Raw genomic sequence first — 14,236 nt, forward strand, 5'->3', positions numbered from 1 at the left:
TCGCGTTGCGTTATCTCGCGTACGCCCGCAGGAACGCATCGACCGTCGACTCGACGTGCTCATCGACCGCAGCCTTCGCCGGTGCCGGATCTGCGGGTGAAAGCAGAGCGCGATCCTGCAGAGGGCCGACGAGAGCGTAGGCCAGTTGGGATGCCGCCTCATGCGCATCCGGAACGAGGAGCTCGCCCGCGGCATGCATCCGCTCGAGGTGGGCGGTCAGCAGCTCGATCGTCGCGGCCGGACCGCGCCGCCAGTATTCTCCGACCGGCTTCGGGAACGCGGATGCCTGCGCGATCGCGAGTCTCCGCAGGCTCAGCACCTCGGGGCGCAGCACGCCTGCCACGAGCGCGGTGCCCACCGCGACGAAGCGCTCGCGCAGGGTCGCATCGCCTTCGAGTCCCGCGGTCGCGTGCTGCAGAATACCTGTCGCTTCCGTCGTGATGGAGTCGAGCAGCGTGATCAGCAGCGCATCCTTGTCGGCGAAGTTGCTGTAGACCGTGGCTTTCGAGACGCCGGCGGCCGACGCGATCGCGTCGATGGACGTGGCAGCGAAGCCGTTCCGCAGGAACAGTTCGCGCGCTGCAGCGAGGATCTCCGCCGACTTCCGCTCGCGCATGCCACCTCCCAGTTGCTCGAATCGCTTGACCGACCCGCTGTTCGGAGCCTAACATCAAACGAAACTGAACCGTTCAGTATTGATTGGATGTGATGACATGTTCTCGTCGCAGGGTTCAGCCGCCGTGCGCTACGACTGCACGCCAGAGGCGCGCGTCACGAAATCGCTGCTCGGATACGGCGTGATCGCCGGTCCCTTCTACGTCGTCGCATCGGTCGTGCAGGGGTTTCTGACTCCAGGGTTCGACTTCGCCAGGGACAGTTGGAGCCTGCTCTCGCTCGGCGCGGCCGGCTGGGTGCACGTCGTCGTGTTCATCCTGACCGGGCTGATGGTCATCGCCGCGGCGATCGGCGTGCACCGTCACATCGCCGAGGGGAAGGGCGCAACGGCCTGGGTCTACCTCGTCGTGTACGGAGTGCTTCTCGTCGCGGCCGGCGTCTTCTTCCCCGACCGCCCGGGCAACGGATTCACCGTGCACGGCATGCTGCACCTGCTCGTCGGCGGCGTCGGGTTCGTCGCGTTCGCCGTCGCCGCCTTCCTCCTCGCTAGGCGACTGGCGCGCACGTCGCGAACCTGGGCTGTGCTGAGTGTCGTGGCGGGCATCCTGTTGCTGGTGGGCTTCGTGGCGATCGCTGCCGGTGGCGGGAACGTCGCGGCGAACGTGGCGTTCACAGTCGTCGTGATCCTGGCCTGGGCGTGGTTCAGCTGGGTGTCGGTGATCTTCTACCGAGAGGCCGCGCTCGAGGGTCGTATCGAGGTGCCGGTCGCGGCGGCGCCGACGACCACGCGGTAGGCGCGGGAGCGCCTGCCGGTCAGGGCCTCAGGAACCCACGGATGCCTGCGGCCAGCACCGCAGCATCCGCATCGTGTTGCTGCCCGGCGAGCTCGTCGAACGCGCCGTGCGCTGCAGCGGCGGCGACCTCCCGTGCCCCGTGCTGCATCATCGCCGGGCTCGCGCCGCCGGCGATCGCCAGCACGGGAACCGGAATCGACGCGACGAGTTCGGCGGGAACGATGCTGTCGCCGAGCACGGCGTCGTCGTAGGCGAGGGTCGGGGCGAGCGCCAGCATCCCTTGCCAGGCCGGGCTCTGCCGCATGCCGGCGAGCGCCTGCTCTGGCATCCCGACCCGGGCGAGAAAGAGGGAGAGCGCCGTGTCGCGGTCGCCGGATGCCAGTGCGTGCCCGAGCGCATCCGTGTACTCGTGCGCGCCGGCGGCCAGGTCGGCCGGCATGTACGGCGGCTCGTAGACGACGACCGAGCGCACGCGCTCGTCGAGGTGTGCCGCAGCCCGCAGCGCGAGGGCACCGCCAGAGGAGACGCCGACCAGCGCAGGCGGAGCTGCGGATCCGGCGGTCTCGCTCACGACATCGACGAGCGCGGCCAGGTCGTCGAGCTCGCGGTCGACGGAGTAGGGGAGCGCATCATCGCTCTGCCCGCGCCCACGCCGGTCGTAGATGAGCACGGCGAAATCGTCGTCGAGCTGCGTGCACAGCGGGCGCATCGGGCCGGAGTCGCGGAAGCACATCGCTCCGTCGATCAGGATCACGCCAGGTCCGTCACCGTGGATCTCATACGCGATCGCGATGCCGTCGGCGGAGTGCGCCGCGGTGGAGTGGTCGAACCTCGTGAGGCCGGCACCGCCCTGTTCGGCGGGTGCTTGTTCAGTGGACATCGTGTGGTTCCCTTCGGTCCGAAACGAGTTCTGCGAGCAGAGGTTCAAGTTGGTCCAGCGCCGCGCCGAATCCGGCCGCAACCCCGTTCGCGACCGCGCGATCGCGGTCGAGTGCCGAGACGAAGACGAGCTGCACGTCCATGTGGGTGCCCTGCTCGATCGGCGAGAGCGAGATGGTGGCGACGGATGCCGGCCGGTCATGCACGACGCCACCGGCGGCATCCGACCCGGTCTCGACGTAGACGATGCGTTCGTCCGGAACGATGTCGCGATAGACGGCGCGGCTCCAGTGCTCGGTGCCGTCGGGCGAGAGCAGACGGTAATGCCAGACTCCGCCGACCCTGAAGTCCACGTCGCACTCCACGACGCGGCAGTTCGGTGGACCCCACCAGCGCATCAAGTGCTCCCGCTCCGACAGCGCTCGGAACACCGTGCGGGGCGCCGCGGTGAACGATCGGTCGAGGCGGATGCCCGTCGCCGTGCGACTCACGGTCGTCGCGCCGGTCATCGCGCGGCCTCGTCCGTCTCGAGTTCGGCGAGGTAGTCGTCGAGGCCCTCCAGGTTTCCTGCCCAGAATCGTTCGTAGCGCCTCGACCACTCGGCGAGGCTCGCGAAGCCGGTCGGCTCGAGGCGGCAGACCCGCCGCTGCGCGTCGCGCTGCCGGAAGACCAGGCCGGCACGCTCGAGAACCGTGAGGTGCTTCGAGACCGTCGGCGCGCTGAGATGCAGCTCGTCGGCGAGTGCGCCCACGGTGACCTCGTGGTCGTGCAGCGTCTCCACGATGCGGCGGCGGGTGGGATCGGCGAGCGCGGCGAAGACGGGGCCGATGTCATAGTTGCCTTTAGTAGAAATTACCACGAAAGGAAAATATGTCATTGTGCCGGAAGCGTCAAGTGCGACCCTTCGACTCGCTCTACTCGCTCTACTCGCTCAGGGTTCTGGGCGGCACGCGCTATGGCGGACCTAGCGGAGCGTGGCGAAGGCATCCGCGACGGTGGCGTGCGAGCGGCCGGATGTCTCCAGCTGCTGGTACCACGGCAGCTTGCCTGCAATGTCGATTGACGGCTGCGGCATGCACGCCACGTGGAGCGTGATTCCCTTGGCTGACAGCTCCCTGTCCAGGTCTTCGAGTGCGTCGAGCACCGTGATCGAGATGGCGGAGAGGCGTTCGAGGTTCAGAACGAGTACGCGGATCGGCGGCTGCTGCTGATCGACCAGCGCGAGGATCGCCCGCTCGTTCTCCAGCACGTTGGCGGTGTAGAGCCCCCGCGCGAGATGGATCGCGAGAGCGTCTCCTCGTCGTTCCTCGATCTCCAAGAGCGGGGTGTTCAGCTCGCGCAGCACGAGCACGAGTGTCGTGACGACGCCCACCAGCACGGCGGGAAGCAGGCCGAGCGTGAGCCCGACCCCCGCGGTGACCAGGGCGATCCAGAAGTCGCGGGGGCTGATCCTCGCCAGGCGCACCAGCCCCTTCACGTCGATCAGGCCGAGAACGGCGACGAAGACGAGCGACGCAAGCGTGGCCTGCGGTAGCAGAGAGAGCACGGGTCCGAGGAAGAGCGCGACGAGGATCGCCAGCACCACGGTGGTCGCTTGAGCGAGCTGGGACTTCGCACCGGAGTTCTGGTTGACGGCGCTCTGCGAGAAGCCGCCCGCAGCCGGCAGCGTGTAGAAGAACGACCCGGCGATGCTCGCGGCCGAGATGGCGAGCAGTTCGCGGTTGCTGTCGATCTGCGGCTCCCTGGACGTGCGGATGCCCCGCGCCACCGCCACCGTCTCGAGGAACGCCATCAACGCGATGCCGAGGGCGCCGGGCAGGAGATCGAGCGTGTGCGTGAAGTCCGGCAGGTGCGGGATCGGCAGTCCCTGCGGCACCTGAGCGATGAGGTCGACGCCGTCGCTACGGATGCCCGAGAAGGCCACCAGCGCAATGCCACCGACGACGATGATCAGCGCCGCTGGAATCGCGGGTGCGAGTCGCTTGAGCACGACGAGCAGAGCCACCGACACGACGGAGAGGATGACCGTCGGCCAGTTCGCGCCGGGAAGCGCTTCGACCACCGCGATGATCGAACGGATGAATCCGTGTCCCGTGAAGTTCGTGTCGACGCCGAACAGCTTCGGGAGTTGCCCGACCGCGACAGTGGCACCCACGCCGCACTGCACTCCGATGATGGTCGCCTTGCTGATGTTCTCGACCAGGGAGCCGAGCTTCAGCAGCCGCATGACGAGCAGGATCGCGCCGACCAGCAGGGTCAGCGTGATCACCGAGCCCATGACATCCTTCGAACCCGCCGCCACGCCCACCGTGACCAGGGTCGACGCGGTCAGGGTGGCGATGGTCGACGTCGTCGAGACGCTCATCGCGCGCGAGCCGCCGAGCAGCACGTAGACGACCATCGGCACGATGCACGTGTAGAGGCCCACCTGCACCGGCAGGTTAGCGATCGTGGCGTACGCCATCGCCTGCGGAATGACAACAGCGCCTGCGGAGAGCCCGGCGAGTAGATCGTTGCCCAGCCATCGCCTTTGGTAACCAGAGAATCCGGGGAAGAGCCAGGCCGGCATGCGGAGGCCGGTGACGGCTCGAGCCGAATCGCTCACGATCATCCCCTCTCGCGGTGCAGACGGGCATCGGGTGGATGCGCGCCCGTGCGATCATGACCCATGCTGCAGCCACGACGTGGCAGGCACATCCTCCGCGACGGGTTACTTGTACGGGATCCGCACCGGCAGACCGGCCGCGCGATAGGCCGCATCGATCACCGTCATCGTGGCGACCGAGTCGGTCGGAGGCGTGAGGTTGGTGTCGTCGCCCGCGACGGCATCCCGGAACGCCTCGAGCTGGAACTCGTAGCTGGGGCGGCGGGATGCGTGCTCGACGCGCCTGCCGGCATCCGCGTGCACGACGGCGCGAGCGAAGAACTGGGGGCTGAGCAGGCGACTTGCCGTCAGGTGGCCGCGTGTGCCGCGCACATCGAGCCGTAGCGAGAGCAGACGCGACGACCACATCGCTACCGTCGTGGCGCCGCTCGACCCGTCGGGGAAGTGCAGAGTCGTACGCAGGTAGCGGTCGACGGCGGCGTCGCTGTGCACGGTCGCCGTCTTCGCCGCGATGACTTCGGGCTCGAGGCCTGTCGCGGATCGCACCATGTGCACGGCGTAGCAGCCGAGGTCCATCATCGATCCACCGGCAAGCATGTAGTGCCAGCGGATGTTCCGCCTCGACGGCGGCATCGGAACGCAGAGCGTCGCAGACACCGACTCGACGACGCCGAGCTCTCCTGAGCGCACGATGTCGATCACGCGCCGGGCGAACGGGTGATAGCGGTAATGGAAGGCCTCCATCACCACCAGACCGGTCGCGTCCGCCACCGTTTTAACGGAGCGCGCTTCGTCTGCGTTCGCGGTGAACGGCTTCTCGCAGAGCACGTGCTTGCCGGCCTCGAGTGCCCGCCGCGTGTACTCGCCGTGCAGCGCGTTGGGCAGCGGAATGTAGACGGCGTCCAGCGACTCGTCGGCCAGCAACTCGTTGTAGCTGCCATACGAGCGCGGGATGCCGTGCCGGTGCGCATACTCCGCCGCCTTGCTCGCGTCGCGTGCGGCCACCGCTCCGATCGTCACGTCGATCACGTTGCGTGCCGGTGCCACGAGCGATGTCGCGGCGATGTGCGCCGCGCCAAGGATGCCGATGCGCATGTGGGTGTCCGTCCGTGCGAGATCTCCATCATGCCGCGCGACGGCAGGGCGCCGCACGGCATCCGCACAAGCGGGAATCCTGGAGGCGAAGTGACCCGAACACCTGGCCGCCAGGATTCCCTATCAACACCACCGGGAACGCGCCTGTAGCCTTCCCTCGAGGCAGTGCTGCCTCCTGGAAGTACCGGACGTCACATCCGGTGGATGTCACCTCAACCTACCGTATTTATTGTCCCCCATTCGAGGGGGATTACAACGATGTCAGCGCTCGACGAGCGCGCGGGAGCCGCCGTGTGATGCGACCTCCGCACGCTCGTCGCGTTCGAGCCTGATGCGCAGCGACAGAGAACCCGTTCGAACCGCACGAAGCCGTGGCAGCAGAGCTCGGGCCGTCGAGGCGGCCCGAGCCATCGCCGTGGATGAACTCGGGGCGTTCACCACGACAACGGCAGTGACACTGCGGCCGGAACGGTCCGTTCGCACGCCCGATACCCCCTTGGAGTCCGTGAGGAGGGGAACGAGCTGACGGCGGAGCATCCGGAATTCGGAAAGCCCGAATCCTTCTGCGATGTACTCGATCTCGGCTGCGTAATCAGGCACGAATGCCATGGTGCGACGAGTCGTTCGGTGTGCGTTGTGGGCTGCCTATGACCTCTCTCAGACGCAGTGGACGACGGAACTCATCATCTGTACAGTCATCACTCGGTTCGTATTCGGGAGCAGCACAGAACCCTCAAGGATTCGCCCCTCACCATGGAGAAATGAGACGGTCGCGGAGCAAGGTGCCCTTCACCTTGGGGCAAGAGGTCGAGGTGCTCGGCCGCCGCGGCACCGTGATCGCCATCCTCACCGTGCCGTCGTGCATCGTGCGATTCCCCGACGGCAAGCGCTACATCGTCAGGCAGAGCGCGCTGCGCTCCCTGACCGAGCACCCGGGTGCGACCGTGCCGACGGCGATCGCTTCCGACCGGCGTGATCTGGCCGATACCCCGCTGCTGCGCCGCACGGCCTGAGCGTTCGTCGTGCGGCGCGGTGGTCGTCAGTCGTCGTGGAAGATGAGCTGGCCCAGCACGTGAGAGCCGAGCGTGGACATCCGCCGGTTGTCGTCGGATGACGTGGCGAGCGCGGTGCCCATGCAGAGCGCCCAGCCGCGGGCGCGCAGCCAGGTGGCGGCATCCGCGTGCGTGGCGTCGTCGATGAGCGCCCGGAAGACGGCGCGCGACTCGGGCCGGAATGTGAGCCAGGCCGTTGCCAGATCCGTCGCGGGGTCTCCGGCCGTGAGGTCGCCGAAGTCGATGACGGAGGCGAGGCCCCCGCGCTGATCCAGCAGAAGGTTGCCAGGGTGCAGGTCGCCGTGGATCCAGATCGGCGGCCCATCCCAGACCGGCGCGTCGAGCGACTCCTGCCAGAGCGCGGCGAGCAACCGGGTGTCGTAGTCGGTGCGCAGCTCGCGAAGTCTCTCTCGCACTGCGGCGTCGCGTGAACGCAGTGGCACACCGCGCACCGGGTTGAGCGGCACATCCTGATGCACCATGCCATCCGGCGCAGTCGGCGCTGGTCGATGCAACGCCGTCACGAAGCGGGCGAGCGGCACGGCGAGCTGCGTGCGGTCGTGGGAAGCGACATCCGCGCCGTCGATGCCGTCGACCCAGCGCACCACGCTCCAATGCCAGCGGAACAGCGGGCTCGGAACGCCGATGCGAACGGGAACGGGCACGGGTACCGGAAGCCAGGGTGCGAGTGAAGGGAGCCAGCGCTGCTCGTGGGCGATGAGGTGCGCCGCGACATCGCGACGTGGCACTCGCACGGCCAGGTCGGGCCCGAGCCGGTAGATCACGTTGTCCCAGCCGTTGGCGACCAGTTCGAGGTCCCCGGTCAGATCCGGGTGCTGTTCGGCGAGCAGACTTCGCACGAGTTCGGGATCGACACGGATGTTCGCTGCGGGGGTTTGCATGGCCTTCCAGGCTAGCAACCGCGCATCCACGCGCTGGGCACAGCAGTAATAGGCTGGCGAAACCCGACGCCGAGCACGACACGCTCGACGGCTTCGTCCGGGCGCTCAGTCACGACTGGAGCGGCCGCCCGAGCAAGAAGAGAAGAGGCAACCATGACGGCAGACGGCCGTGTCGGCAACAGTGCAGGCAACACCGAGTACGACCCGAGCGAGTTCCGACGGGTCTTCGAAGGTCACTTCACGTGGGCGGCCGCGTTCGAGCGCAACATCCACCGTTATGCGCATCGACCAGCGATGACAGACCCCCCGACCGGTAGATCGTGGACGTATGCCGAGCTCGGCCAGGTCACCGGACGACTCGTCGAAGGACTGCGATCGCGCGAGGTGGGTGTCGGCGACATCGTCTGCTATCAGCTGATGAACGTGCCCGAGTTCGCGTTCCTCTACATCGCGGCGCAGGGGCTGCGTGCCGTCAGTTCGCCGATGAACTTCCGCTTGGCTCCCGCCGAGACCGCGCACATCATCGACCAGGCGCATCCGGTGGTCTTCGTGTACGACACGGCGGACGCCGCCAACGTCGCTGCTGCTCTCGACCTCGCCGAGCATGCGCCGCGCATCGTCGCCGGCGTCGGCGACGATGACCTGTTGCCCGACACCGTGCGGTTCGACGACCTTTTCGCGGATGGCGCGCCGAGCTTCCACGCGCCGGCGGATGCGAGCACCTGGGATGAGACATCTCGCCTGTACACGTCGGGCACGACGGGCATGCCCAAGGCCGTTCCGCTCACCAGCCTCAACGAGGTGCTCACCGCGCACGACGTGATCATGCACTTTCCGCTCGCGCCCACCGACAAGACGATGAACATGTCGCCGTGGTTCCACCGGGGAGGCAACTACTGCGCCGGCCCGAACACCGCGTTCTTCGTGGGCGCCGAGGTGGTCACCTTGCCGAAGTTCGATCCGCAGGTCGTGCTCGACAGCATCCAGGACTACAGGCTCACGTACGTGATCGGCGCCCCCACCAACCTGGAACGGCTGGCGGATGCCCAGGAAGCGCAGCCCCGCGACCTGTCGTCGTTGCACGGCATCGTGACGATGGGCGCGCCGCTCGACCGGGCCGCCGCGCTGCGCTACCAGCGCGTGCTGACTCCGCGGATCGCGAACGGCTACGGCACGACGGAGGCGTTCTGGAACACCTACCTTCGGCCCGAGGATCTGCCGGATGCCGCAGGAGCCGCCGGTCGCGCGTGCCTCGACGACGACGTCGCCGTGGTCAAGGTCTACAAAGAGGGCATCGCGTCGCCGGAGGATCACGCGAAGAAGGACGGTCAGGAGATCGGCGAGATCATCATGCGCTCCGTGAAGAGCGGATACGCCTACCTCGGCAACCCGGAGGAACAGGCCGAGAAGTTCCGCGATGGGTGGGTGTACCCGGGTGATCTCGCCACCTGGGACGAGAACGAGATCGTCACCGTGGTGGGGCGCAAGGACGACATGATCATCTCGGGCGGCGAGAACGTGCATCCGGTGCAGGTCGAAGAGGTGCTGGCGGGGCACGAGGGCGTCGCCGATTCGATCGTCGTCGGCTTGCCCGACCAGCAGTGGGGCGAGGTCGTCGTCGCGTACATCCAGCCGCGCGATGGAAAGCTGGCGGATGCCGCTGCCGCCGCGACCGAACTCGACGCCTACCTGCGCGCGAGCGTCGCGCTCGCCGACTACAAGCGTCCGCGGCGGTACACGTTCGTCACCGAGCTGCCGTACACCGCCACCGGCAAGAAGCAGCACTTCAAGCTGAAGGCGCAGGCATCAGCGGACGCTGACGCCGGCAGGTTCGTGGCGCCGTAGCGCCGCCGCTGGTCGCGTCCGCTCCGCGGGCGCTACTCGACCAGAGTGGCTGAGCTTCAGCCGAGCCAGACCTCGGCAGGCGGGGTGAGCTCCGCGAGCTCGTCCCAGAGCTCGTGCGGGATGTCGATGCTCGCGAGTTCCAGGGTCTGGGCGACGCGCTCCGGCGCCGAGATGCCGACGACGGTCGAGTCGATCAACGGCGACCGTAACGAGAACTGCAGCGCGGCGGCTGCGAGCGGGATGCCGTGGCGTGCACAGGCATGCTGCATCGCGTTCGCGGCCACCGCGACGCGGTCATCACGCTCGCCGTAGCCGTACTTGGACTGTGCGGCAGGGCCCTTGGCGAGCATCCCGCCGCCGAACGGCGCCGCGTTCAGCACACCGACACCGCGCCGGCGGGCCATCGCGTACAGCCCGTCGGCCGAACGGTCGAGCAGGGTGTGCCGGTTGTGGCTCAGCACCACGTCGAAGGCCCCGGTCTCGAGGAGGCTCGCGAGCAGATCGACAGGGCCGCCCGCGACACCGATACGGTCGACGATGCCCTCGTCCCGCAGCGCGACCATGGCCGCCACCGGTCCGTCGTCGGCGACCGCCCGCTCGAAGCCGATCCGCTCCGGGTCGTGCAGGTGCAGCAGCGGCACCCGGTCGACGCCGAGCCGTTCCAGACTTTCGCGCAGGGATGCCGCGACTCGCGCTCCAGAGAAGTCGCCGGTGACGGGATCCGGGTCGACTTTCGTCGCGAGCACGACGTCGGCCGGAAGTCCGCCGAATTCGCGCAACGCAGCCCCGATGCGGCGCTCGGCGGTGCCGTTCTCGCCGTAGCCGTTCGAGGTGTCGATGAACCTGATCGGACTGTCCAGCACCGCCAGCACCGTGTCGATCGCCCGGCGCTCGTCGACGTCGTAGCCGTACAGCCGAGCCATGCTCGCCAACGGACTGGTGCCGAAACAGAGGGTCGTGACGTCGAGTCCGTTCGACCCGAGCGAACGGATGCCGACTTCCGCGGTCACGCTCCGGCCCCAACCGTCGAGGCGGTGTCGACACGAGCCGGATTCCGCTCCTCGAACGCATCGCGGGCGGCGTGGTAGCCGTCGACGAAGCGGTCGAGCACGGCCTCGGTCTCCGCGTCACCGCCCGCGAGATCCGGATGCTCCGACCGCCACCGCAGCATGCGTGCGACCGCGCGCTCGAACGTGAGCTTCGGGGCGTAGCCCGGGACGAACCGGCGGATCTTCGCGTTGTCGAAGACGGCTGAGTGCCCGAGGTCGCCGACCATCTCTCCCGACCAGAACCATTCGGGGGCGATCACGGGGTAGAACTCGCTCGGCACATGCACCAGCCTAGGTTCGACGCCAAGGGCCCTGGCGACGATCGTGTAGATCTGGTCCCACGTGTAGACGTCGTCGCCGGTGATGTTGAAGACCTCGCCGATCGTGCGCGAGTCGCCGAGCAGGCCGACGAGCCCCTGGGCGAAGTCCTCGGCGTGGGTCAGCGTCCAGAGCGAGGTCCCGTCGCCGTGCACCGGAATCTCGATTCCCCGGGCGATGCGGTCCACCACGGTCCATCCGCCGGGCAGCGGCGGGTTCTGATCGTCGTACGTGTGGGAGGGGCGCACCACGGTGACCGGGAATCCGGATGCCGTGTGCGCGTCCAAGAGCGCTCGCTCGGCCCGCCACTTCGCCGTCGCATACGGCAGCGGAGGGTTCGGCGCCGTCGGCGTCGACTCGGTGATCGGGGTCTGCAGCACCGGTTTCGCATAAATCGATCCTGAGCTGATGTGCACGTACTGGCCGACGCGGCCGGTGAAGATGCGGAGCATCCGCTGCACGTCGTCGACGTCGTACGACACGAAGTTGACGACCGAGTCGAAGCTGCGGTCCGCGATCGCGGCGGTGACGGCATCCTCGTCGGCGATGTCGGCGGTGATGCGTTCGACGGATGCCGGCAGCTCGCGCTGCACCCGGCTGGCGCCGCGGTTCAGCACCGTGACGTGCATCCCCGTCTCGACGGCCAGCCGCACGCACGATGCGCTGATCGTGCCGGTTCCGCCGATGAAGAGCACGCTCAGCGGCGCGTTGTCGTGCTGGAGCACAGTGATTCCTCTCTGGGTTTTACGAGTCTGGGCCTACGAGTCTCGGCCTACGAGTCTGGGCCCGCTATCGGGTCAGCGGCCTAGCGGCCGGCCCACCAGTCCTCGAAGCCGTTCTCGGTAAGGCAGATGAGCACGTCTTCGTGACGGATGCCGAGCGGCTCGAGCCCTGCGACCACCGCCTCGAAGAACCGTCGCTTCGTCGCCACCGGGTACATGTGCACGGCGGTCACCCGGATGAGCAGAAGGTCGTGTCGCTCGACGTCGTTGTAGGTCGCGTCGAACTTGAGTTCGCCTTCCCCGTGTGGGTGGAACACCTGGAAGCGGTCGTCGGCCGGAATGCCGAGTGCTTCGATCTGTGCGTCGTGGATCGCGTTGCCGATTCTCTCGTGCGACGCCTCGAACAGCTCGCGGGACAGATCGACTTGAATGAGCGGCACGAGGCCTCCTTCTTTTTCTGGGCGGTTCGGAAATCCGGATGATTCCGCAGTGCAGGTGGTTCGGAGATCCTGTTGACAGGAATCGGGTTCGGTGCGGAACCGGAATCGCGCGCCGTCGTCACTTGATCGCTCCCGCCGACAGCCCTCGCTCGAACAGACCCTGGAGGCAGAGGTATGCGACGATCTCCGGTATCGCAGTGAGCACGGCTGAGGCCAATACCTTGGTCTGGTCGTTGCTGAACTCGCCGACGAAGAACTGCGGAACCAGCGTGATGGTCTGCAGGTCTTGCGACTGCAGGAAGACGAGCGGCATCAGGTAGTCGTTCCAGGCTCCGATCAGAGTGAAGATCAACACCGCCGCCGCAATCGGCCTGGTGAGTGGAATAACCAGGTAGAGGAACCCGCGGAACGAGTTGGCACCGTCGACACGTGCCGCCTCGAACATCTCGTCCGGGAGACCGTTGATGAAGTTGCGTGTGAGCAGCACGGCGAACGGGACCTGCAACGCAGCCAACGGCAGGATCACCGAGAGGTACGTGTTGTACAGGCCGAGCTGCTGCGTTGTGGCGAAGAGCGGCGTGAGAAGTACGACCTCCGGCAGTGTTAGGCAGACCAGCAGCATCCAGAAGTACACCTCGCGCGCCCTGATGTGCAGCTTCGCGAAGCCGTACGACGCCAGCATCGTCACCACGTACACGAGCACGATCACCCCGATCGCGATGATGGCGCTGTTCAGAAAGAACCGGAAGAATCCCGGAACTCCGAGTACGGCCGAGTAGTTGCCCCATCCCGCTCCCGCGAACGATCCCTGCACCATGACGATCAGCGGGAACAGGAACGGAAGTACGAAGACGGTCGCGACCACCTGCAGCAGGAGTTTGCCCCACCGTGTGCGTACCTCGAACATCAGCGAGCTCCCTTCTTCTCTCGGGTGCGTTCACGGCCGGCCGTCTGGAAGATGATCGCCATCACCAGAGCGACGACGAGCAGGATGATCGACAGTGCCGCTCCATAGCCGGCGTGGGCCAGCTGGATGGTGGTCTGGTAGATGTACGTGCCGAGGAACTGGGTGGCGTTATTCGGTCCGGCGATCGTGACGAGCCACGGCACGTCGAACGTTTTCAGCGCCCCGATCGCGCTCAGGATGGCCAGTGCCACTGTCGTACCCCGCACGCTGGGCCAGATGATGCTGATCAGCGTGCGCACATTGCCGGCGCCGTCGATGCGCGCCGCTTCGATCATCGACTGATCGATCTGGCTCATCGCCGCGAAGTACAGCACAAAGGTGAGTCCGGTCCACTGCCAGATGGTGATGACCATGATCACGGGAAGCGCCGTGCTCTCCTGGCCGATCCACGGTTGGGCGAGAAAGCCGAGGCCGATGTGATCGAGGAGCCAGTTGAACTGACCGTTCGCCGCGAACATCTGTCGGAACACCGGCGCCATGATCGCCGGCGCGAGCACGACGGGCACGAACACGATGATCTTGTAGAGAACACCGAGCCTGATCTTCGAGTGCATCATCACGGCGAACACGAGCCCGAGGAAGGTCTGCAGACCGAACGTGACGATGAAGAACAGCACCGTGTGCGAGGCAGCTTTCCAGAACACCGGATCCTGGAAGATCGCGATGTAGTTGTGCACCCCGACCCACTCGGGCTCCGGGCTCAGCCCATCCCAATCGAGCAGTGAGATGAATCCCGTGTACCCGATGCAGTAGTAGATAAGGCCGATGCCCAGAACCAGTGCCGGCAGGATCCAGGGCAGCCCGGGTGCCTGCAGGCGGCGGTGCCGGCGGGCGTCCCCCCTGGGGGACCGTCCGCCGGACGCCGCCTGCCGCGAGGTGCGCTGCGGATGAAGAACGGACTCGGTCACGATTCATCGCTCCGCATGCGATGACGAGTCATCACCGATCGCTGC

Annotated in this window: 16 protein-coding genes; 3 read left to right on the plus strand and 13 right to left on the minus strand. The window is 67.0% G+C overall.

Going from position 1 to position 14,236, the window contains the following annotated elements; translation table 11 throughout:
• Window positions 1-10: 10 nt before the first annotated feature.
• The gene (locus tag MJ603_RS03690) at window positions 11-616 is read right to left on the minus strand and encodes a TetR/AcrR family transcriptional regulator (RefSeq protein ID WP_243062301.1); all 606 of its coding nucleotides are present in this window, start codon (window positions 614-616) and stop codon (window positions 11-13) included.
• Window positions 617-713: 97 nt separating this feature from the next.
• Here MJ603_RS03690 and MJ603_RS03695 point away from each other — a divergent pair, with 97 nt between their 5' ends.
• Entirely contained in the window at window positions 714-1,409 is a 696-nt protein-coding gene (locus MJ603_RS03695) for a DUF998 domain-containing protein (protein ID WP_243062302.1), read from the plus strand.
• Between the two features lie 19 nt (window positions 1,410-1,428).
• Here MJ603_RS03695 and MJ603_RS03700 read toward each other — a convergent pair whose 3' ends face one another.
• From MJ603_RS03700 to MJ603_RS03725, 6 genes are all read right to left on the minus strand, one after another.
• On the minus strand, window positions 1,429-2,289 hold the full coding sequence (locus MJ603_RS03700) for an alpha/beta fold hydrolase (protein ID WP_243062303.1): 861 nt from the start codon (window positions 2,287-2,289) through the stop codon (window positions 1,429-1,431).
• Window positions 2,279-2,797 (minus strand): SRPBCC domain-containing protein, encoded by a 519-nt coding sequence (locus MJ603_RS03705; RefSeq protein WP_243062304.1) that lies wholly within the window; start codon window positions 2,795-2,797, stop codon window positions 2,279-2,281. The genes MJ603_RS03700 and MJ603_RS03705 overlap by 11 nt, the downstream gene beginning before the upstream one ends.
• Entirely contained in the window at window positions 2,794-3,147 is a 354-nt protein-coding gene (locus tag MJ603_RS03710; RefSeq protein ID WP_243062305.1) for a helix-turn-helix transcriptional regulator, read from the minus strand. Before MJ603_RS03710 ends, MJ603_RS03705 begins: the two co-directional genes overlap by 4 nt.
• A 105-nt stretch (window positions 3,148-3,252) precedes the next feature.
• Entirely contained in the window at window positions 3,253-4,893 is a 1,641-nt protein-coding gene (locus MJ603_RS03715; protein ID WP_374230806.1) for a SulP family inorganic anion transporter, read from the minus strand.
• 105 nt (window positions 4,894-4,998) lie between these two features.
• The gene (locus MJ603_RS03720) at window positions 4,999-5,988 is read right to left on the minus strand and encodes a Gfo/Idh/MocA family protein (protein ID WP_243062307.1); all 990 of its coding nucleotides are present in this window, start codon (window positions 5,986-5,988) and stop codon (window positions 4,999-5,001) included.
• A 261-nt stretch (window positions 5,989-6,249) separates the two neighbouring features.
• The gene (locus MJ603_RS03725; protein WP_243062308.1) at window positions 6,250-6,588 is read right to left on the minus strand and encodes a hypothetical protein; all 339 of its coding nucleotides are present in this window, start codon (window positions 6,586-6,588) and stop codon (window positions 6,250-6,252) included.
• Between the two features lie 161 nt (window positions 6,589-6,749).
• Between MJ603_RS03725 and MJ603_RS03730 the strand changes: the two genes are divergently transcribed.
• Window positions 6,750-7,001, plus strand: coding sequence for a hypothetical protein (locus MJ603_RS03730; protein WP_243062309.1), 252 nt, complete (start codon window positions 6,750-6,752; stop codon window positions 6,999-7,001).
• 26 nt (window positions 7,002-7,027) lie between these two features.
• On the opposite strand, the gene MJ603_RS03735 is transcribed toward MJ603_RS03730, so the two are convergent.
• Entirely contained in the window at window positions 7,028-7,942 is a 915-nt protein-coding gene (locus tag MJ603_RS03735) for an aminoglycoside phosphotransferase family protein (RefSeq protein WP_243062310.1), read from the minus strand.
• 153 nt (window positions 7,943-8,095) lie between these two features.
• Here MJ603_RS03735 and MJ603_RS03740 point away from each other — a divergent pair, with 153 nt between their 5' ends.
• Window positions 8,096-9,787 carry a class I adenylate-forming enzyme family protein gene (locus MJ603_RS03740; protein WP_243062311.1) on the plus strand — a complete coding sequence of 564 codons (1,692 nt, stop codon included), beginning with the start codon at window positions 8,096-8,098 and terminating at the stop codon, window positions 9,785-9,787.
• A gap of 56 nt (window positions 9,788-9,843) precedes the next feature.
• Here the strand turns inward: MJ603_RS03740 and MJ603_RS03745 are convergent, their stop codons facing one another.
• The 5 genes from MJ603_RS03745 to MJ603_RS03765 form a co-directional block, all read right to left on the minus strand.
• Entirely contained in the window at window positions 9,844-10,797 is a 954-nt protein-coding gene (locus tag MJ603_RS03745; protein WP_243062312.1) for an aldo/keto reductase, read from the minus strand.
• Window positions 10,794-11,879, minus strand: a complete 1,086-nt coding sequence (locus tag MJ603_RS03750; protein ID WP_243062313.1) for an NAD-dependent epimerase/dehydratase family protein — start codon at window positions 11,877-11,879, stop codon at window positions 10,794-10,796. Before MJ603_RS03750 ends, MJ603_RS03745 begins: the two co-directional genes overlap by 4 nt.
• 80 nt (window positions 11,880-11,959) lie before the next feature.
• Window positions 11,960-12,316 carry a tautomerase family protein gene (locus MJ603_RS03755; RefSeq protein WP_243062314.1) on the minus strand — a complete coding sequence of 119 codons (357 nt, stop codon included), beginning with the start codon at window positions 12,314-12,316 and terminating at the stop codon, window positions 11,960-11,962.
• A 118-nt stretch (window positions 12,317-12,434) separates the two neighbouring features.
• Window positions 12,435-13,223, minus strand: a complete 789-nt coding sequence (locus MJ603_RS03760; RefSeq protein ID WP_243062315.1) for a carbohydrate ABC transporter permease — start codon at window positions 13,221-13,223, stop codon at window positions 12,435-12,437.
• Window positions 13,223-14,191, minus strand: coding sequence for a carbohydrate ABC transporter permease (locus MJ603_RS03765; protein ID WP_243062316.1), 969 nt, complete (start codon window positions 14,189-14,191; stop codon window positions 13,223-13,225). The genes MJ603_RS03760 and MJ603_RS03765 overlap by 1 nt, the downstream gene beginning before the upstream one ends.
• Between the last annotated feature and the right edge of the window lie 45 nt (window positions 14,192-14,236).

This window comes from Humibacter sp. RRB41, assembly GCF_022761015.1.
Classification (GTDB): domain Bacteria; phylum Actinomycetota; class Actinomycetes; order Actinomycetales; family Microbacteriaceae; genus Humibacter.